Origin of the sequence: Amycolatopsis sp. lyj-108 (assembly GCF_046549005.1) — a bacterium.
Classification (GTDB): Bacteria; Actinomycetota; Actinomycetes; order Mycobacteriales; family Pseudonocardiaceae; genus Amycolatopsis.
Window position 1 is genome coordinate 86,765 of record NZ_JAJPWQ010000017.1, and the last position, 19,503, is coordinate 106,267.

General features: G+C 66.0%; 14 protein-coding genes. 10 read left to right on the forward strand and 4 right to left on the reverse strand.

Annotated features, from left to right (window positions below):
- The first annotated feature begins 821 nt into the window (after positions 1–821).
- A complete protein-coding gene (locus ACLJO0_RS41810) occupies positions 822–1,475 on the forward strand; it encodes a hypothetical protein (protein ID WP_410585455.1) in 654 nt (217 codons plus the stop codon).
- Between the two features lie 39 nt (positions 1,476–1,514).
- On the opposite strand, the gene ACLJO0_RS41815 is transcribed toward ACLJO0_RS41810, so the two are convergent.
- A complete protein-coding gene (locus ACLJO0_RS41815; RefSeq protein ID WP_410585456.1) occupies positions 1,515–2,675 on the reverse strand; it encodes a DUF6545 domain-containing protein in 1,161 nt (386 codons plus the stop codon).
- A 10-nt stretch (positions 2,676–2,685) separates the two neighbouring features.
- Complete coding sequence (locus ACLJO0_RS41820) at positions 2,686–3,162, reverse strand: ImmA/IrrE family metallo-endopeptidase (RefSeq protein ID WP_410585457.1); 477 nt, start codon at positions 3,160–3,162, stop codon at positions 2,686–2,688.
- A 300-nt stretch (positions 3,163–3,462) separates the two neighbouring features.
- Between ACLJO0_RS41820 and ACLJO0_RS41825 the strand changes: the two genes are divergently transcribed.
- Genes ACLJO0_RS41825 through ACLJO0_RS41850 form a run of 6 tightly spaced genes read left to right on the forward strand, consistent with a single transcriptional unit; the run spans position 3,463 to position 10,469 of the window.
- Complete coding sequence (locus ACLJO0_RS41825) at positions 3,463–4,491, forward strand: BMP family ABC transporter substrate-binding protein (RefSeq protein ID WP_410585458.1); 1,029 nt, start codon at positions 3,463–3,465, stop codon at positions 4,489–4,491.
- Positions 4,488–5,990, forward strand: coding sequence for an ABC transporter ATP-binding protein (locus ACLJO0_RS41830; RefSeq protein ID WP_410585459.1), 1,503 nt, complete (start codon positions 4,488–4,490; stop codon positions 5,988–5,990). The genes ACLJO0_RS41825 and ACLJO0_RS41830 overlap by 4 nt, the downstream gene beginning before the upstream one ends.
- Positions 5,987–7,063: an ABC transporter permease gene (locus ACLJO0_RS41835; protein WP_410585460.1), complete on the forward strand. Its 1,077-nt coding sequence runs from the start codon at positions 5,987–5,989 to the stop codon at positions 7,061–7,063. Before ACLJO0_RS41830 ends, ACLJO0_RS41835 begins: the two co-directional genes overlap by 4 nt.
- Positions 7,044–7,976: an ABC transporter permease gene (locus ACLJO0_RS41840; protein ID WP_410585461.1), complete on the forward strand. Its 933-nt coding sequence runs from the start codon at positions 7,044–7,046 to the stop codon at positions 7,974–7,976. Before ACLJO0_RS41835 ends, ACLJO0_RS41840 begins: the two co-directional genes overlap by 20 nt.
- On the forward strand, positions 7,973–9,106 hold the full coding sequence (locus ACLJO0_RS41845) for an acyl-CoA dehydrogenase family protein (protein WP_410585462.1): 1,134 nt from the start codon (positions 7,973–7,975) through the stop codon (positions 9,104–9,106). Before ACLJO0_RS41840 ends, ACLJO0_RS41845 begins: the two co-directional genes overlap by 4 nt.
- A complete protein-coding gene (locus tag ACLJO0_RS41850; RefSeq protein ID WP_410585463.1) occupies positions 9,099–10,469 on the forward strand; it encodes an NtaA/DmoA family FMN-dependent monooxygenase in 1,371 nt (456 codons plus the stop codon). The genes ACLJO0_RS41845 and ACLJO0_RS41850 overlap by 8 nt, the downstream gene beginning before the upstream one ends.
- Here ACLJO0_RS41850 and ACLJO0_RS41855 read toward each other — a convergent pair.
- The gene (locus ACLJO0_RS41855; RefSeq protein ID WP_410585464.1) at positions 10,466–12,856 is read right to left on the reverse strand and encodes a tetratricopeptide repeat protein; all 2,391 of its coding nucleotides are present in this window, start codon (positions 12,854–12,856) and stop codon (positions 10,466–10,468) included. The genes ACLJO0_RS41850 and ACLJO0_RS41855 overlap by 4 nt on opposite strands.
- Positions 12,849–15,164, reverse strand: a complete 2,316-nt coding sequence (locus ACLJO0_RS41860; protein WP_410585465.1) for an NB-ARC domain-containing protein — start codon at positions 15,162–15,164, stop codon at positions 12,849–12,851. The genes ACLJO0_RS41855 and ACLJO0_RS41860 overlap by 8 nt, the downstream gene beginning before the upstream one ends.
- A 553-nt stretch (positions 15,165–15,717) precedes the next feature.
- On the opposite strand from ACLJO0_RS41860, the gene ACLJO0_RS41865 reads away from it, so the two are divergent.
- The 3 genes from ACLJO0_RS41865 (at position 15,718) to ACLJO0_RS41875 (ending at position 19,383) form a co-directional block, all read left to right on the forward strand.
- Positions 15,718–17,640: a protease pro-enzyme activation domain-containing protein gene (locus ACLJO0_RS41865; protein ID WP_410585466.1), complete on the forward strand. Its 1,923-nt coding sequence runs from the start codon at positions 15,718–15,720 to the stop codon at positions 17,638–17,640.
- A gap of 76 nt (positions 17,641–17,716) precedes the next feature.
- Complete coding sequence (locus ACLJO0_RS41870) at positions 17,717–18,622, forward strand: L,D-transpeptidase (protein WP_410585467.1); 906 nt, start codon at positions 17,717–17,719, stop codon at positions 18,620–18,622.
- Positions 18,623–18,654: 32 nt separating this feature from the next.
- Positions 18,655–19,383 (forward strand): hypothetical protein, encoded by a 729-nt coding sequence (locus ACLJO0_RS41875; RefSeq protein WP_410585468.1) that lies wholly within the window; start codon positions 18,655–18,657, stop codon positions 19,381–19,383.
- Positions 19,384–19,503 lie beyond the last annotated feature (120 nt).

Sequence of the window (19,503 nt, forward strand, 5' to 3'; positions counted from 1 at the left end):
CACGCCAGGAGAACCGTATCCGGATCGCCGGATGAGGCCCTGGCACCTGGGGGCCGTCAACTGCGGAGGCGCAGCTCAGGCCGGATCGGCTCGGGTCAGCTGTGTCGATCATCAGCACGGACCGGCCAGCGATCTGTAACGCGTCGGCGACGGTGGCCGCGGTGACGCTGGCTCCTGCGCCCGGTGATGCGGCGAGCACCGGAACCACGCGCCCGAAGTCCGCCCAGTCGGCGGGGTCACCAGTAGGTTGCCCGGCCTGCCAGACGCTGGCGGCGACCGCACGTGCGGTCGCCGCGGCGACCGAAGCGCTCCGGTCTACGTCGCGAGCCGACGGGGATGTATCCGCACCGCTCTGTCCTACCTCGAGGCCACGGGCAAGGATCTCCGCGTCGACAGCGGCCTGGAGATCGGGGCGGCTCATAGCCGATTCGGCGGGTCTAGCTATGGAAGGCCTGGACGGCGGTACTTGTCGGCTCACGCTTCCGCCTCCTCTCCAGCGGGGATCTGCCGACAACCCGGTCGGGTTGTCGGCGACAAGATCCGGTGGAGAGTGACCGGACCCGCGTGGGCGATCGCCCATGCGGGGTAATTTCGCGACCTGACGCATGCCGCCGGTACGGGAGCCAGCGACACGAAGCCCTGGTCGACGGCGGAACGACACACATCGAACCGGGCTCAGATCGTCTTACTTTGTTGACTATCTACCGTCAACACTAGGCGATCAAGCGATAATGTCAACTAAAGTGAGCATTCAGACGAGCAGACGCTCAGTCAGGCGACCGCCTGGGTACGGTGTGCGGTGAACTGAAAGGGGGATGCCGATGGTTGACGACGCGGACACGACAGCGGCAGAGGACATCAGCGACAAGGAGCCTGCCGAATCGCCGGTGCCGCTGCGCGCGCCGGCAGCGCAGATCCAGCTGACGACCACGCTGCTGTCACTCCCGACCCTGGCAGAACGCCTGTCGTACTTGATCGACCACGAGTCCTTCTGCTACCTGTGGCGGGGCGATCTGGTGTTCGACCCCGAGGTGATCGCCGAGAAGCCGCGCGGCTTGAAGCAGAAGAGGGTGTACCCGCCGAAGATCGCGTCGTGGGTCGAGCGCCGGGCAGGCGAGAAGAGTCTTAGCCGCGCGATGATCTACTCCTATGCCAGTGGCAAGACACGCAACCTCCGTGCACCGGTCGCGCTCGCTCTGGCGGACTTCTGGCGTATCGATGCCCGCCTGCTGGACCCTTCTGTTCCGTCCAGTCAGCTCGAGGATCTTCTGGATGATCCCGAAGGGCTTGACGATCTGGACCGGCGGACGTACGAGCTGATGAACAAGATCGGGTTCACCGGGGTCCGACCCCGCGAGGTTCAGTCGCTGGGCCAGGACGATGTCGTTCAGCGGATGGCTTTTCTGGAGGTTCTGCAAGCGATCGACCGCAGCCGGTCGTCACCACCGGACACCGAACAGCCGCCATCGTCATGACGGGTACCACCACAGGGAAGCGGTAGCCGGCCGACGAGGTCACCTGTGACACCTGCCGGGATCCATGCTGGCACAGGCGCGCTGGACGATGTCGTTCACCGCGTTGTCGGTCCAAGCGCGCGCCACCTCGGCGATCCAGCCGAGTTCGCGCTGTTCGTCGGCCGTCAGCAGGGTGGGCTGCGGCGCGGGATCGGCGTTCTGCCCCGACGTTGCGACGTGTGAGCCGCTCTCGAAGGCGGCGAGGGCAATTCTCAATTTAGCGGCCGCGGCCACGCGCGCCCCGCGTCTCGCGCCCAGCCGCCGCTGTGCGATCACCGTGGCGATCGTGGGTTCCAGCGTGGGATCGACATAGCTTCGCAGCGTCAGGCAGGCGTCGAAGACCTGGACGACTTGCCTACGGAAGTCCAGGTCGTCCTCCCCTGCGTACAACTCGGACTGCGACCAGACCGGCTGAAGGCGCTCCCAGAGGAGTTTGATCGCTTCGGCCCGTGCCTGATCCCTGGATTCGTCGACCCGGCGTGCTGCGGCCGCGAACCCCGATCCCGCCGCGAACAGGACAGCGCCGAGGGCTTCGGCGACGAGCGTGAAGGCGGAATTCCGGATCGGCGCGTCAGGGACGACGAGAGTTTCTAGCAGTACCAACGCCTTCCACACCAAGCCGACTAGCCCGACACCCATACCCAGGGCAGCAAGGAAGATCCCGAAGCGCACCTCCGAGTCAGCGCCGCGAGATATCCGCCAAGCTCCACGGATGAACGCCACAATCCACGTGATCATGAACCCGAGATAGATCAGCGTGAACGCCAACGACGCCGGGTGTCGACCGGTAACGCCGAACTGCGGATCTGCCGTGCCGAACAGCACGTACAAACCGCCGAGGACACCAGCGCATCCCGCGAACAAGGCAACGGTTGTCCGCACCCGGACCGTCGTCATCGTCACCGTACGCAGGAAACCCGCTATACAGACCATCGCAAGCATGGTCAAGATGCAGTGGATCAGATAGGCGACGTGCTGCACTCCCGTGTGCTGGTCACTCCAGCACATCGTGGCCGGTGCCCCCGCTACGAGGGAGGCACTGGCGAGCAACAGCCCGACCGTGAGGTAGTCGCGGCTTAGCGCGGAAGGCAGGTGCCGATCCACGGCCAGCCTGCGCGCGCATTCGCTGAAAGCGACCAGCGCGGCAACGTAGGCCGCCATGCTGGAAAGGTCAGACACCGTACTGGTACCGGTGGCTTCGTGATCCGAACGCCGCGAGCACCTCCCGGTAGGACCCGCGCATCCGGTGCCGTCGTTCCACCAGCCTTACCCGCGCCGCGAATCGGTACGCGAACTCCTCCGCTTCCAGCTCTTCCCAAGGCTGGCTGCGACTGTCGGGGGATCCTGGGCTGCGCGCGCACTGGTGACCCAGTAGCAGGTGGCCGAGTTCGTGGGCCAGGATGTGCACGACGTGCGCCAATGGGGTACCGCGCACCACGAACACATAGTCCATCGTCTCGGTGGTTACGAGCATGCCGCTGGGCGTCGTCGCCGTGGCGTTCATCCGCCACAGCGTCAAGGGCGTCTTCCGCTGCGCGCTCAACTCCTCGAGGAAGGTCGTCACTTCGAACCCGGGGCGGATCGGTAACGTCTCGATCAGATCGTCGCAGCGCCGCCTGAGTTCTCTCCGGCTGCCCCCGAATGCCATGGCGTCCCCTCTCCCTCGCTACGCCTGGTAGCCCGCTTGTGTTCGGCACCGGGCAGATCTAAGCCACATGCCTGCGCCGAGTCCGGCGCCACTGTGACGGCATGGGCGGTCTACTTAGTTGATTGTCAGTCTGTTGAAAACCAACGGAGCTGGATAGGGCAAGTCGTTGCCGATCATGCAGGGACAACGCTGACCTGCGCAAATGATCCATTCCACTCGCCGGGAGGTGTTGCCTCTTTCTGTGGGACAGCGTCGAGTCTGGCAGGGTCTGCCCGAGGGATCTTGGGAGGAACACACGGGATGAAAGGCACGAAACTGCGTGGGGTCGTCGCCATGCTGGCGGCGGTGGTGGCTGTGCAACTGACGGCCTGCAAAGCAGGTGGCGACAACTCGGCTCCAGTCGGCGCGGTGCCGAAAGTGGCGATCGTCTTGGGTGGAAACGCCAACGACCGCGGATTCAATCAAACCGCCGCGGATGCCGCGCGCGAACTTCAGAAACGCGGCGAGGTCACTGTCCAGGTCTCGGAGAACGTCACCAACGCCGAAGCAGAGGCCACCCTCAGGCAGTACGCGACCTCGGGCTACGACCTCGTCATCGGCTGGGGATTAGGGTTCTCGGACACGGTCTTCAAAGTCGCGAAACAGATTCCTTCAGCGCGGTACGTCGCCACTGGCGGGATGGACATCCTGGACAAGGCAACCGCCTCTGTCGAGACGTGGACGTACGACGCACTACAACTCGGCTATCTGATGGGTTATATCGCCGGTTCGACGCAGCTGTCTCCGGTCGGCGTCGTTGATGGCGAGCGAGCCCCCTTCCTCGAGGCTCAGTGGCACGGCTTCGGCCAAGGGCTCGCAGCCGCCAACCCATCAGCGCGGCAGCTCCCACCGGTCTACACAGGATCGTTCGAAGACGCCGCGCGGGCCAGCCAGGCCACCGCCGCGCAGATCGCAGCCGGGGCGAAGCTGATCGCCACCAACGCCGAGGGGTACAGCACCGGCGTCGCGTCCGCAGCCCAAGCCGCCAGAATCGCGACCATCGGCTTGGCGGCATCGACCAGCGATGCCGCCGCATCGGTCAACATCGGCCAGGTGAAGACCGACCTGACACCGATCCTGACAGACTGGACGGCGAGGTTGAAGGCTGGCACGTTCGGCGGTAAAGGCACGACGTCGACCATCGCGAACGCCTCTCTCGTGCCCGCCGACTTGACCAAGGTTGCCGCAGCTCCGGGGATGCCCGCCGATCTGGACAAGCGGATCTCCGATCTAGCGGAGCGCCTACGAGCGGGCGCGGTAACCATCACGCCCTGGCAGCCGGGCCGATGACCGCGGCGCCCCTGCTGGCGCTGCGCTCGGTCTCCAAACGGTTTCCCGCGGTCCAAGCCCTCGAAAACGTCGACCTGGCCGTGCAGAGCGGACACATTCACGCCGTGCTCGGTCAGAACGGAGCGGGGAAGAGCACCGCAGGAAAGATCTTGGCCGGACTGGAAGCGCCTGACGACGGGCATGTCGAGGTCGCAGGGTCACCGGTTCGATTCGGTGGACGCATCGACGCGATCGAACACGGAGTCGGAATCATCCCGCAGGCTGACAGCCTTGTCGACGATTTGACCCTCGTGGAGACCCTGGCGCTGAGCCAGCCCCACCGGGTCGTGCGTCGGCAAAAGCTCACGGCGAAGTTGCGATCCGTGGCCTCGCAGGCGGGAGTTCCGATCGCCCTGGACACCCCGGCACGGAATCTCAGCCGGGGCGAACGCCAGCTCGGGGAACTGGTGCTCGCGCTGGCGCAGGGCGCTCGCGTCCTGCTGCTGGACGAACCCACCTCCGCGCTCGGACCGCGGGAGGTCGACACATTGTTCGACCACCTGCGCGCGGTGGCCGATGCCGGGGTGGCGATCCTGCTCATCACCCACTACCTCGCCGACGTGCGCCGGGTCGCTGACACCGCGACCGTGCTCGCGCATGGCCGGGTCGTCCACAGCGGACCCGTCGCCGCCGTCGACGACGAGACCTTGGCTCGCGCCATCATCGGCGATGACCAGGCACCGTCACCTCCTCCGGTACGGACTCGTGAACCCGGTGAGGATGTTCTTGTACTGTCGGGCGTCTCTGCGACATGCGGCGATCCGGTCCCTGTCCGGGACATCAGCCTCCGGGTACGCGCTGGTGAAGTCGTCTGTGTTGTCGGCGTCGCTGGCAATGGCCAGCGCGCGCTGGCCGAGGTCGCGGCGGGCCGCATTGCCCCCGCGAACGGCACCGTGTCCGGTGGGCGCCAAGTGGCTTACGTGCCCGAACGTCGGCTCGACGCGCTGCTACCGGGGCGCGCGGCGTGGTGGTCGGCGATGGTGACGCGTCTGCGCGAACCCGCGTTTACCCGCCGGGGCGCGCCCGACACGGCCGCTCTCGTGCGGGCCGCTGACGCGTTGTTCGATCGACACGACGTTCGCCCTCGAGACCCGAGAGTCGCTGTCACGGCACTGTCGGGCGGGAACCAGCAAAAGCTCGTCGTCGGCCGCGAACTCGCCAGTGGTCCGGATGTCGCGGTCCTCCACGGACCGACACTCGGCCTGGACCTGCTGGCGGCCCGCGCGATCCATGCCGAGATCAACCGGACAGCCGACGCCGGAGCAGCCGTCCTGGTGATCTCCGCAGATCTGGACGAGGCCCGTCAGCTCGCGGATCGTGTCGTCGTGCTGTCCAAGGGCCGGATCCTCGCCGACGTGCCCATCGGCGAGCTCGACGACACGGTGGTGTGGCGGCTCACGTCCGGGCTTCCCGCCGCCGATGCCGCCTCGAACGCCTCCGCTGAGGAAGATGCGGGGTGAAGGCCTTACTGCGACGCGACTATCTGATCGGCGCCGCGGTCGCCGTCGCGGGCTTCGTCCTGGTGGTCGTCCTCGTCCTTGCCTCCGGCGGTGATCCTGTAGACGCCGTCGTCGGCTGGGTCGACGGCGCGTTCGGGCTGCCGTACAACGTCTCCCAGACCGTGACGTCCGCGATTCCGCTTGTTGTGATCGCGCTCGGCGCTGCGGTGCCACTGCGGGCCGGTGTTGTCGTGGTAGGTGCCGAGGGCCAGATGATCGTCGGCGCCATCACCACTGCGGCCGTTCTGCTGTCCTTGGGGGACTGGGTGCCGTCCTGGGTCGCGCTTCCGCTAGGCGCGGCGGCCGGTGCTGGTGGAGGCGCGGCATGGTCGCTGCTGCCCGGCGTCGCACTGCTGCGGTGGCGGGTATCGGAGATCCTGACGGCGCTGCTGGCCACGCTCATCTCCGTGCAGCTGCTGGCCTATCTGCTGCGAACCCACCTGCGGGACCCGGCCGGGTCCGCGACCGCGCGCAGCGCAAACCTTCCCGAGGCCGCACTCATTCCGTGGCTTCCCGTGCCTGGCCGGGTGAGCTCCGCGGTGTTCGGCGTCCTGGTTCTGCTCATCGTGGCGATCTGGTGGCATCGTGGCCGCAGCGCCGTCCTGCTTGAGATCTTCGGTGAGCGCCACTGGCTCGCAGAACGCGCAGGGGTCACACCGGCGCGAGCGCTTGTGGGAACGACTGTCGTGTCCGGCGCGGCGGCAGGGCTGGCGGGCTGGTACCAACTGGCCGCCGTCGACGAGCGACTCACCCCCGCGGTCGCCGGTGGTGTCGGCTTCGGGGGCCTGATCGTCGCGGTCCTCGGCGGGTGCCGCCCCATCCCGATCGTCGTCGCCGGTGTCGTCTACGCGGCCATCGGTACCGGTGCGGGCGGTGTACAGGTGCGTACCGGGATCCCCTCCGCAATCGGCATAGTCGCACAAGCCGTCCTGCTCGGCGCGGCGGTACTCGCGATCGCTTTTGCCCGGCGCGCCAAGGCTCGCCGGTCTGCGGCAGGCGACACTGTCACCGCACGTGGCGGCCACGATGGCTGATTTTGTGGTCCTCGTGCTGATCGGCGCCATCGGCTCGGCAACGCCGCTGATCCTGGCGGGCCTCGGCGAGGTGGTACTAGAGCGTTCCGGCGCCGGAATCGGTCTTGGCCTGGAAGGGACGATGGTATCCGGCGCACTCGCTGGCGTGCTCGGTGCCGCGCTGGCCGGTCCCTGGGCAGGACTCGGCGCGGGCGTCGTCATTGGTCTCAGTTTCGGCGTCTTGTACGCGGCGGCGCTGGCCTGCGGCGGGGACGGGGTCCTTATCGGGATCACGCTGACCCTGCTCGGCACGGGTCTCAGCACGTACGTTGCCCAGGTCGCCGATCCTGCCGGAACCACAGCGCTGAGCGTGCCGACACTGCCGACTATCTCCCTGCCGGGCTTGGAACAACTCCCTGTGCTCGGGCCGCTGTTCACTGGCACAAGCGTCTCCGCCTACCTCGCGATCGCCGCGACCTTGGCCGTCTGGTGGATGCTGCGGGCTAGCAGGCTCGGTCTACGGCTGCGTGCTGTCGGTGATGATCCTGCCTCCGCGTCCGTCCTCGGGATCTCCGTCCGCAGGCATCGCGCTACTGCGGCCTTGATCGCGGGCGGATTCGGTGGGCTCGCGGGTGCGGTGCTGTCACTCTCCTCGATCGGCAGTTTCGCCCCGATGATGTCCGCAGGGCGTGGCTTCATCGTGCTCGCAGTCGTCATCCTGGCGCGCCGTCATCCGATCGGGGTCGCCGCCACGGCGCTAATGATCGGCATCTTCGACAGCCTCGCCCTGCTCGCGCAAACCCGATCGCTCGGCCTGCCGGTCGAGGCCTATCAACTGCTGCCATGGATCGCCTCAATCGTTCTGCTCATCGTCGATGGACGGCGTAGAGCCCGACGCGCACACCACCTCCCACCACAGAAGGAGCCGACGTGACGCACCCGTTCGCGCCACCAGATCACGAACAGCACTGGATCGCCGCCGCCGCGGAGCTGGCACACGAATTCGCCAAGAGCGCGGCAGAGCGCGACTCGACCGGTGCGCTGCCGGTAGAGAACCTACGCGCCCTGCACGGCGCCGGCATCGACGCCGCTCTTGTTCCCACCGCATTCGGCGGGCAGGGACTCAGCTATCGCAGCTACGGAACGATCGTTCGCACCCTGAGCGCCGCGTGCCCGTCGACCGCGTGTATTTGGGTCATGCACATCGGTGCGGCGGTCGGCCTCATCGAAATGTCCACTCCGGACATGGCGACATTTTGGGCTGACGAACTCATCGGCGGCGCACGGTTCGCTAACGCGCTGTCCGAACCGAGCAGCGGGAACCTGTTCTTACAGCCCCTCCAGCACGCCGAACCCGCCGACGGCGGATACAGGCTGTCCGGCGCGAAACGCTTCTCCTCGGGCTGTGAGGTCGCCGACCACTTCCTGGTCAACGCGCTCGTCGACGACAGGCCCACTTTCTTCGGCCTAGACACCGATCCCACGATGACCTTCGTCCCGATCTGGGACACCATGGGCCTGCGCGCCAGCCGATCCCAACTCATCGAATTCGCCGGCACCCTCCTCCCCGAAGACCGGCGCTGCCCGCCGTCGACCGGGCCGCGGCCCAACCACATCGGCGCCGGTCTCCCGTTTCTGTCTCTCGGCATCGCGGACGCGGCGCTCACCACGCTCACCATCCACGCGCGAACCCGAAGGATCCCAACTACCGGTGATCCGCTGGCGGGCATGCAGTGGGTGCGTTTCGCCGTGGGAGACGTCGCCTCCCGGCTGGAAGCAGCCGCGATGTATGCCCAGCACATGACCTGGCTCGCCGACCAGAACGATCCCGGCTTCCTGCCCGCCACGATGCACGCCAAGCTGCTGGCCAACTCCATCGCCCGGGATGTCGCCGACCTGGGTGTCCGCGTCGGCGGCGGCTCCGGCTACATCCGCGGAGACACCGAGCGGGCCTTCCGCGACGCGCAAGCCGGATGGCTCATGGCCTACTCCGGCGAAATCTGCCAAGACACCATCGGCGCCAGCATCCTCTCCCCCACCCCGCAGGACGGACACCATGGATAACCGCCCGTACATGACGTTCAACGCCTTCACCATGGTCGCGCCATCCCATCATGCGCCCGGACTCGCGTTCGAGCCCGACAGTCGACAGCTGGACTATCACCTTCCTCAGCCCTGGATCGACCTTGCCATACTGCTGGAACAGGGATTCTTCGACACAGTGTTCTTCGCCGATGTTTTGGCGCCATATGAGGTTTTCCGCGGAAACCGGGACGCGACCGTCGCCGAGGGGATGCAGTTCCCCACCGGGGATCCCTCGGTCCTGATCCCGCTACTGGCCTACCACACCCAGCACCTCGGGTTCGTCTTCACGTCCAACGTCCTCCAGGCCCATCCTTATGAGTTCGCGCGACGCGTGTCCACACTGGACCACCTCACCGGCGGCCGAATCGGCTGGAATATCGTCACGTCGTTTCTCCCCGGCGCGGGGAGAAACCTCGGATTCGGAGGGTTGCCCGAGCACGCCGAGCGCTATCGTCGTGCCGAGGAATACACCGCAGCGGTGTACAAGTTGTGGGAGCACAGTTGGGAAGACGGCGCTGCTGTCCGGGACAGGGCGACTCGCACCTTCGCCGATCCAGCAAGAGTCCACGCCGTCAAACACCGCGGCGAGTTTTACGAGCTCGATGGTCCCCACCTGTGCGAACCGTCCCCGCAACGGACCCCGCTGCTATTCCAGGCCGGGATGTCGCCCACCGGAAGGGCCTTCGCGGGACGACACGCCGAGGCACTGTTCATCAGCGCTCTCGACCCCGATGCCGCCGCGCCCGTCGTGGCCGATGTACGGCAAGCAGCCATCAACGCGGGACGCGAAGCGAGCAACGTCAAGATTTTCGTTCCACAGTCCTATTTGCTCGCCAGCAGCGAACAGGAGGCCCGCCGTCGCGACACAGAACTTCTCGAACGGCAGACCATCGAGGGGAATGCCGCGAGGATGAGTGTGTTTCTCTATCACGATTGGGGATCCGAGGACCTCACCGCGAAAGTCGCGGACCTCCGGCATCGTGACGTGTCCGCTCCCGTCCGGAAGTTGCTCGATTTGTCCAGTCGCGACGACTGGACACTCGGCGAGCTCCTTCTCCGCTGGGGAAACCGACGGGTCGTCGGCACACCAGAGCAGATCGCCGACAACATCGAACGTTGGCACAACGCCGGCGTCAACGGCATCAACCTCGAATACGTCACCTCACCTGGATCTTTCGAGGAGTTCATCGAGCACGTCGTCCCGATCTTGCAGCGTCGCGGACTCATGCAACGCGAATACGCTCCCGGCACACTGCGCGACAAGTTCTTCGGCAACGGCCCGCGCCTGCCCAAAGAGCACCCAGCGCGCCGACTCGGCGCCGGACATCAGCGACCCGGCTAGCGGTTCTCGAGGCCAGCCAAGTAGTCGGCGAAGCGACCCGCCATCCCGTCGTCATGCCCTCGCAGCAACGGCAAGGCCTCACGCAAACACCGCGCCGCCGCCTGGCGATCGCCGAGCCGATCGAGTACCTCGGCATTGACACCGAGTGCGTCCGCCCGCCCCCAACGGTCCGCGGTCGCGGCATACGCTTCCTGAGCTCGTTCGCACGCATGGAGGGCCTGGCCGAACTGCCCGAACGCCAGATAAGTCCGGGCGAGCGGCAGCAGTGCGACAGCAACACCATGCTGGTCATCGACGGATGCGAACATCGCGACAGCCTTCTCGCCGTGTTCGATCGCCAAGTCGGGCGTCGCGAGGTCGCGGTACACGCTGCCGAGTGCGATGTGTCCCATGGCCTCGCCGATTCGCGTTCCGGTCGCAATGGCCACGTCGAGAGCGCGTCGCGTGAGCACGAAGGCTTCCGTCAGGTCCCCTGCAGTATGGGCTGCCTTTCCCAAACCCAGCAGGGCGAAACCGAGTGTGCGGCTCGGTCCGCGCGCGCCGGCGGTGCGTGCCGCGCGCTCATCGAATTCGCGGGCGTCGTCGAGGCGTCCGCCTCGCCGGTATCCCTCCGCCAATTTCTCTTGGGCCTCGGCAAGCCGGGAAGTGTGGCCGTCCTTTTCGGCAGCTTCGACAGCAAGTTCCATCAGCGTGATCCACAGCTCCGTCGTGCGGCTGTGGACCAGGTACTCGAACAAATCGATCACCATCCGCCACGTCTCGAAGTAGAGGCCGTGATCGATGCCGATACGTGCGATGGCCGTCAGGCTGGACAGCTCCGCCGAGCACCAAGCGAATGCGGCGGCGAAGTCATCGAAGGCCAAGGGGGTCACCTGGTGCGTGACCGGAGAGAGATGGACGTGGTGGTCACGCATCGGCGTCAATACCCAGGCTGCCGCGTTCACGGTGTGATGGAACCACGTGACCAGCCGGACGATGGCGTCTTGCCGCTCGTCTTCCGGTTGTTGGTCGACTTGTTCGGCGGCGTAGACGCGAAGAAGGTCGTGGAGATGGAAGCTGTCGACAGTGACCTGGTGCAGCAGATATGCCTGCGCCAGGTCATCGAGCAGACGAAGGCCTTTGTCGATGGTCACGCCCGCGAGCGCCGACGCCGCTTGGGCAGTGACACGAGGTCGCGGATACAGGCTGAGCAGCCGGAACATCCGTGCAGCGTCGGGCCGAAGTGTCCGGTAGGACCACTCGAACGCGGCTCGTACGCCGCCGGATTCGTCGATATCGAGCAGCTGCAGGCGCCGCTCGACGTCGGCCAGTGCAGCGACGTGCTGCCTGATACTGGTGTCAGGGTCTGCGGCGATGCGCTCCGCGGCGACCAGGATTGCCAGAGGAAGTGAGGCACACAGATCTACCAGTTGTGCCACGGCATCGGGCTCGGCCTCGACCCGTTCGTCCGCGATGATGTCAGCCGCGAGCGCACACGCTTCGTGGTCAGAAAGGGTGTCGAGCCGGACGGTGCGGGCGTTGTGGTCGATGACCAACCCGGAGAGCTCCTGTCGACTGGTGACCACGACGGTCGTGCCCGCCAGGCTGGTCAGCAGCGGCTCGACCTGCTGAGAATCGCGTGCGTTGTCCAACAGCACCAGAACCTGTTGTTTACGGCGACGGAGGTGCTCGCGAAGTAGCGTTTCTCTCTGATGCTCAGATGTTGGTACATGATCCCTCTCGACGCTGAGGCCGCGGAGCAGCTCCGCGAGGATTTCCGTGTGGGTCGCCGGGCTTCCCGATGTGTATCCGCCCAGGGCTGCGTAGAGCACGAGGTCGAAGCGGGCATACATGCCATGAGCCCATTGCAGCGCGAGGGCGCTCTTGCCGATGCCCGGCAGTCCGCCGATGACGATCACGGTCGGCGCTTCGTGGGCGGGCGGTTGGGAGGTTAATCTGGCCAGCTGCTCCAATTCTGCTTGCCTGCCGACGAAATAAGGCGGGGTGACGGGCAGGTGACCGGAGGGCTCTGCTCGTGCCGGGCCTGCGAGGATCTCCAGTGTGCCGTGCGCATTAAGGGCTTCGTCGAGAAGTTTGCCCGCGTCGACACTCGGGGGTTTTCCCTTCTCGATGCGTGAAATCGCGCTCTTGCTGACCGGCTTCCCAGCGAGATCCTCTAGCTCCGGGGTTGTCAGGTTGGCGTTCTCGGGGCGCTTGCGCAGTTCGGCGATGCGGGCGTCGACGATTTCACGGGTCCGGTCTTCGAGATCCCTGACCTTGAGGCCGTGGCTGGTACGGAGCTGGAAGAGTCGCTGACCGTACTGTTGTGCAGCTGACGGGTATGACGTCGGCATGACGGGACGTGCTTCGTCCGGCTTGGTGAGCGGATCCTGGTTGCGGTCAGTCATGTGAGCCGCTAGCAGCGTCGTGCGTCTTGATTTCTCGGCGCAACTGCTCGGCCTTGACCTCGTCCAGAGGCTCCACCAGTCTCATCGCTGTTGTCAGCGCCTCGATAGCGTCAGCGCGGCGGCCGAGGTCCACGAGCACAAGGCCCTTGATCTCAAGTGCGTCGGCTTCGCCCCAAGTGTCGCCTACCGAGTGGAAGCATTCGGCGGCTTCCTCGCTACACGCCAGTGCTTCGTCGAGTTCCCCGAAGGTTCGGCATGTGCGCGCGAGCGGAGCCAGTGCAGACGCGAGCCCGTGGGAATCACCGTCGGCCCGGAACGCTGCCAGCGCCATGCGGCCTTGCTGGAGCGCCCGGTCGCGATCACCGGCGTCCCGGAGTGAGGTACCCCACTCGATACGTGCGGCAAGCTCGCCGATGCGCGAGCCCCCAGCGACGAACGCGTCCACACCGTGGCCGATCAGGTCGACCGCCGTTGCGATGTCGCCACGAACGTGCGCGCTGATACCGAGGTTCATGTAGGACCAGCCCAGGCGCGGATAGACGGGAACGCGGTCTTTGGTCAGTGCGATTGCCCGACGGCTCAGGTCGTCCGCACGGTCGTAGTCCCGCATGCGTGAGTAGGCTGCCGCGAGTTTGTCCGCGACTTCGGCTAGCCAGAGGTCGTTCTCCGCTTTCTCGGCAGCGGTCAGCGCGATCTGCATGCTGCTCGTCCAGACGTGGAACGGTCGAGCGAAGATGTGGTAGTCGATGAGCACGGTCGGTATTCGCCAGGCTTCCCACCACATCTGATGATCAAGCGCGAGCTGCGAGACCGGAGTGATGTTGGGAAGCTCCGCTGTGCACCAGGCGAACGCGGCGCTCGCGTCGTCGAACGTCGCGGGATAGATGCCGGCTGGTGGCGCATCGAGTGGTTCATGGTGATCACGGCGCGGTGTCAGGGCGAGGTCTGCGGCATGGCAGCTGTGGACATACCACCGTATCAGGCGTTCCGTCGCGTCGCGGCGTTCGTTTTCCCAGCGCGGGTCCTGAATTTCTTCAGTGGCATAGTCGCGGAGGAGATCGTGGAACCGGTAGCCGCCGCCTTGGCGTTGTTGGTGTTGCTGGATCAGGTGTGCGTCCACGAGCCGATCCAGCAGTGGGAGTGTCTCGGGTTCGGTCATCCCGGCCAGTGCGGCGGCAGCGCCAGCGGTGAACCTCGGTCCCGGGTGGATACCGAGGAGGCGGAACAAGCGAGCTTCCTCGGGCTGGGCGGACGCGACGCTCCAGCTGATCGCTGCGCGCACACCGATGCCGGCGTGGTCGCCGTCGAGCATGCGTAGCCGGCCGCGATCCGCAAGTGCCTCAGCATGTTGGGTCACACTGGTCCTGGAATCAGCGGAGATCAGGTTCCCGGCGATGGAGAGCGCCAGCGGCAGCGACGCGCACAGGTCGACGACGCGCGCGACAGCCTCGGGTTCCTGCGCGGCGCGTTCAGCCCCAATCAGCGAGCTGAGGAGGTCGACGCTGTCGGCTTCGGTCATCGGCGGTATCGGGACGTGGACCGTGCGCGCGACCTGGGCCAGTCCCCGAATTCGCCTGCGGCTGGTGATGAGCACCAGGGTTCCCGGTGTCCCGGGGAGTACCGGCTTCACTTGGGCCAGGTCGACCGCGTTGTCGAGCACGATGAGCACACGCGCGGTGCGACCGCTGAGATTGCCGCGAAGTAATTGCAGCCGTTCGGTCTCGGTGACCGGGATACGACCGGCTGAGACACTCAGGCCCTTCAGTAGCTCACCGAGGACGTCGCCAGGCTCAGCCCGTTGACTTTGGTCGCCGGTGAATCCGTAGAGATCAGCCCACAAGATCAGGTCGAACGCCGATTTCTGCGAGTTGGCCCAGTGGACCGCGAGAGAGGTCTTTCCCGCCCCCGCCGGGCCCGCGAGGACCGCCACTGCGGCAGGGGAGTCTGTCGTCATCTGGGCCACGAGGCCGTCGAGCCGTGCGCGTTGGCTCTCCCTGCCGACGAATTCCCTGCCCACGGGGAGTTGCGGATGAAGGTCGGATCGAATCCGGATGACCAGGTTCTGCAGCCTGGATTCAGTGCCGAAAGCAGTATCAAGAGCTCTGGCGACGTCGACCGTGGCAGGCACCAGACCTCGGATCAGCTTGCTGAGGAAACCGACGTCGAGGAAGGCCCGCCGGCTCAGTTCGCGCAATGTCCAGCCGCGCTCGTCGCATAGTGACACCACCTCAGCACGAAACCTCTCGGCCAGCGTCAGATATGGCCGAGCGCCGTTTGCTGGGCTCGCCACCTCTCGCATTTCGGCCATTTGATCGACCCCCTCACTCCCCGGTATTGGATCGTGCCACACGGTGACGTGTTGTCCACCGCGTTCCCGACATGGGAACTAGTCCATTCAGGTGTATCCGCACCGGTCGACCTGTCGACTGAGTGGATCTACTCACCTCGGCCCAGGTAAGGCCACCCGGCCATCCGCCATGGAGCCAGCCTGCGGAGTCCTGCTCCGCTGGCGTCCACCGATCACATTAATCGTCTTAGAAAGTTGACGCTTTAGCCGCTTTGGCCTACCTTGATCTCAGATCGTCCAGTTTTTCGCACTTCCAGCGTCCGAAGATTGAAGGCTTCAATGGACACTCCGGGAGCCACTGCCGACGGCGGATACCACGCGCGGGGACCGCCGCAGGCGTCGCGTCCTGTGCGGTGAACGCCGCACACGGCTCGCTCGCCCATCACGCCGGCCATCCGGCAAGTCACTCCGAGGGCCTCGGTAGGACTGTCGGGTTCCGAGGAATTCGTTTCGGGCACATTCGCGCCCACATCTATTCGATTTACATTCCGTGATTACGCATGAGGGGACTTCCATGCCGAAAAACGCCTGGCTAAGTGCTGCTGTCGCAGGCTTGGCCGCCGCGACGATAGCCACCGTCGCACCGGCCTCGGCCCAGCCGTTCAATGCCGACGCCCGTGCCACCGTCGCTGGGACGGTGCCGTCGTGGGCAACACCGCCATCACGCACGGGGGAAGCGAACGATCAGTCCGTCCGTCAGATCCAGGTCGCCCTTTCCCTACGCGACCCGGCCTCCGCGCACGCGCTTGCCACACGCCTGGCATCACCGAACAACCCCGAGCGAGGCAACTTCCTCACCTCGCGGCAGTTCCTCGACCGGTTCGCCCCTACCGAAGCTGCGGTGAACTCCGTGCGCGACTGGTTAACCGGGCAGGGGGTCTCGGTCGAAGAAGTCAGCAGTAACCGCTTCATGATCAAAGCCCACGCCCCGACCTCGGTCTTGGAGAAGGCGTTCGGCACACAGCTAGCCACCTACCGAGATAAGGTCGCCGGTCGGATCGCCACGCTCGTCGCCCCGGAGGCGCCAATCAGCGTGCCGACGGCACTCAGGACCTCCATCACCGCCGTCCTCGGTCTCGACGACAGCGAGAAGTCCATTAGGCCCCAGCACACCATTCCGCATGCGACCGCCCAGGCCCAGACCTGTGCACGCTGGTGGGGCGAGCAGAACAACCGCGACGTACCACAGAAGTATCCGGCCGGAGCCCAGTCGAACTTCCTGTGCGGCTACACCGGACCGTCGGTGCGCGCGATGTACGGCCTGAACCCTGGCCAGTCCGGCGCGGGAACAACGATCGGCATCGTCGGCGCCTACGACTCAACAACGCTGGGCCCCGATATCAACCGGGCAGCGGCAGACACCAAGACACCGGGGCTCGCGGCCGGCCAGTACAGCAAGGTTCTTCCCGACGGCGGTTTCACCGACGAGAAGGAATGCGATTCCGGCAGCTGGAACGTCGAGCAGACACTCGATGTGCAAGCCGCGCACACGATCGCACCGGCGGCGAAACTTCGTTACTACGCCGCGAGGTCCTGCATCGGCGGTTTGTACGAGGCATTCAACAAGGCGGTCGGGGACAACGTCGCCGACGTGATCAGCGCCTCCTGGGGCAATGCGGACGGCGAGCGGCGCATGCCGCCCGCCGCACGGGATCTCTTCAACCAGATGGCGTTGCAAGCCTCCATCCAAGGGCAGTCGATCATGGTGTCGAGCGGCGACGCCGGGAACAACAGCGGTGCCGTCGGGACACCCACTGCGAGCTTCCCCGCCACGAGCCCGTACGTCACCGCCGTCGGCGGCACCACAGTGGGGCTCGGCCAGGACAACAAGCCCAAAGTCCTCACCGGGTGGGAGAACAGCGGTAACACGCTGACCGGACAGAAGTGGGTTCCGCAGTCTGATGCGGACGGACCTTTCGCCGGTGGAGCCGGCGGTGGGCCGTCCGCCCTTTACGACGCGCCCGAGTGGCAACAGGGAATCGTTCCCGCCAGCGTCTCCAACGGGCGGCGAGCAATCCCGGACGTCGCCGCACTCGCAGATTCCTACACCGGACTGCTGATCGGCTACACCGACACCTCGGGCCGCTACGGCCTCAGCGTCTCCGGCGGCACATCGCTGGCCGCGCCGCTGATGGCAGGCCTGGCTGCGAACGCGCAGCAGGCCCGCGGCGGTACACAGCGTGGGGGTCTGCTGAATCCCGCTCTCTACGCCTTGCGCGACGCCCCCTCCGTGCTCGTCGACGTCGTGCCGCAGAAGGCAGGCGTGTGGACACCGGTGATGCACGCCCTGCCCGGCGCCAAGGTCCCCGGCGCGGCAGGCAGCTACCTGGTCGACTTCGACGCCCAGCCGCAAAACCTCGCTAGCGGCCGCGGTTGGGACCCCGTCACAGGTGTAGGTACCCCGGGCCCCGCGTTCGTTTCTTCGCTTGCCCGCTAGCTCCCTTCGCCGTGCCCGTTCGTCGGGGGCGGGCACGGCGAAGACCGCAACCCCAAACAAACCCGGAGAACTCGTCGTGACCGAAGAACCCTTTCCCGAGGACGTACACAGCAAGAAACTGTGGCGAAAGAAGCCGCGCTACGTGTCCGACGCAGTCAGCTTCACACGTTTCCTTGCCTGCACCGGCCTGGCTCTTCTGGCATGCGCCTTCTTGCCCTTGTTCGTGACCAACCTCTTCGACGAGTCGGGCACGCCACTCAATACCGGTACCGCGACGACAGCAGGACACCGGCCCGCAGCGCCGCCCGCTGTATCGGATCTGGCGAGCCTGCCCAAGGCCACGACGTTCGACGTCATCAACGAAGCTCCCCCTGATCTCCAACCCAGCCAGGCGCCCACCGGGCATGTCGTTCATCCAAACAGGACGATTCCCGTGTTTTCCGCCCCCGGCAAAGACGCCATCGCCGCATTGCCGCCCAAGCAGATCACCTCCGACACCTGGGTGCCCGTAATCGTCGAGGAACCAGGCTGGGTGCAAGTACTCCTGCCAGTTCGACCCAACGGCGCCACCGGATGGTTGTCCACTCAGGACGATTCTCTGGAACACGCGACAAGCCCTTATCTCATCACAGTCGAGCAGAGTTCCTTCCAGCTGTCCCTTCACCATGGAAGCCGCTTGATTGGACGATGGACAGTCGGAATCGGGAAACCAAACGCGGAGACCCCGGCCGGACGGACGTTCGTGCTGGCCTCCCTGATCGACCCGACACAGCAGTTCAGCCCCGTGATCCTTCCACTTGGCACGCACTCCACCAGCCTCGAAACCTTCGGCGGCGGCCCCGGCACCACCGGAATCCACGGATGGCCCACCCCAAACGTCTTCGGAAAACCGTCTAGCGACGGATGCATCCGTGTGCCCGCGGACGCCCTCCGGCTACTGAGCACCGAAGTGCCCCTCGGCACCCCTGTCCTCATCAACTGAAGTTCAGACCACAGCGATAGAAGGCGACCATCATGACCACATCCGCATTCCATAACGCCCACACACGCGTCATGCTCACCGGACTAAGCATCGGCGCTCTCCTCGCCGCCGGAGCGACGTCATGCCTCACCCCGGCGCACGCCGAAACCATCTCTGTCGCGAGCGGCATTTCCGTCAGTGGCGCCGAATCCCTCGCGCCACAACCCAGCGTGTCGAGCAGCGGCGCGATCAAAACGGGCGGCGGATCGGTCTCCACCAAGTCCGGCGCCGTCGTCGCCAGCGGAGTCAGCGTCAAGGCCGGCGCAGGGCTCGCCGAAGCGACCGTCGCCACCGTCCGCGTAGGCGGAACCACAGTCGGCCCGTTCTCTGCCACCTGCCGCAACGGCAAGACCACCGTCAGCGGTCCCGGCGGCAGCAAGGGAAATCTCACCGTTCGCCCCGGCGCGTCCGGCCAGGGCAAGGCCACCGCCGCCGTCATCACCGTCTCCGCAGCTGGTTCCGGTAGCACCACGACCGTACCCACGAGCGAACCACGCAAGAACACAGCGCTCACCATCACCGTCGCGACGGTCTCCTGCAGCACCGGCACGCCTCCTGTCACCAATCCGCCAGGCACCCCAACACCCACCAAGCCCGGAGAGCCGCCCAAGGCCTCACAGCCAAACCGTCCCGGGGACCGCGCTAACCACCACGACGCCCCCGAGGCCCGGCAGGCGCCCAAACCCCAGCCGAAACCGGGATCCCTTCCGGTCACCGGCTAACTCCAGCCACCTGGCGACGCCGTGACCCGTCCTCGCCTCCACACGAGGACGGGTCACGTGCACCGCCAGACCACCCGCCGAACACCGCACCGCGGCGAAACTCCCCGCGCCGCCCACACC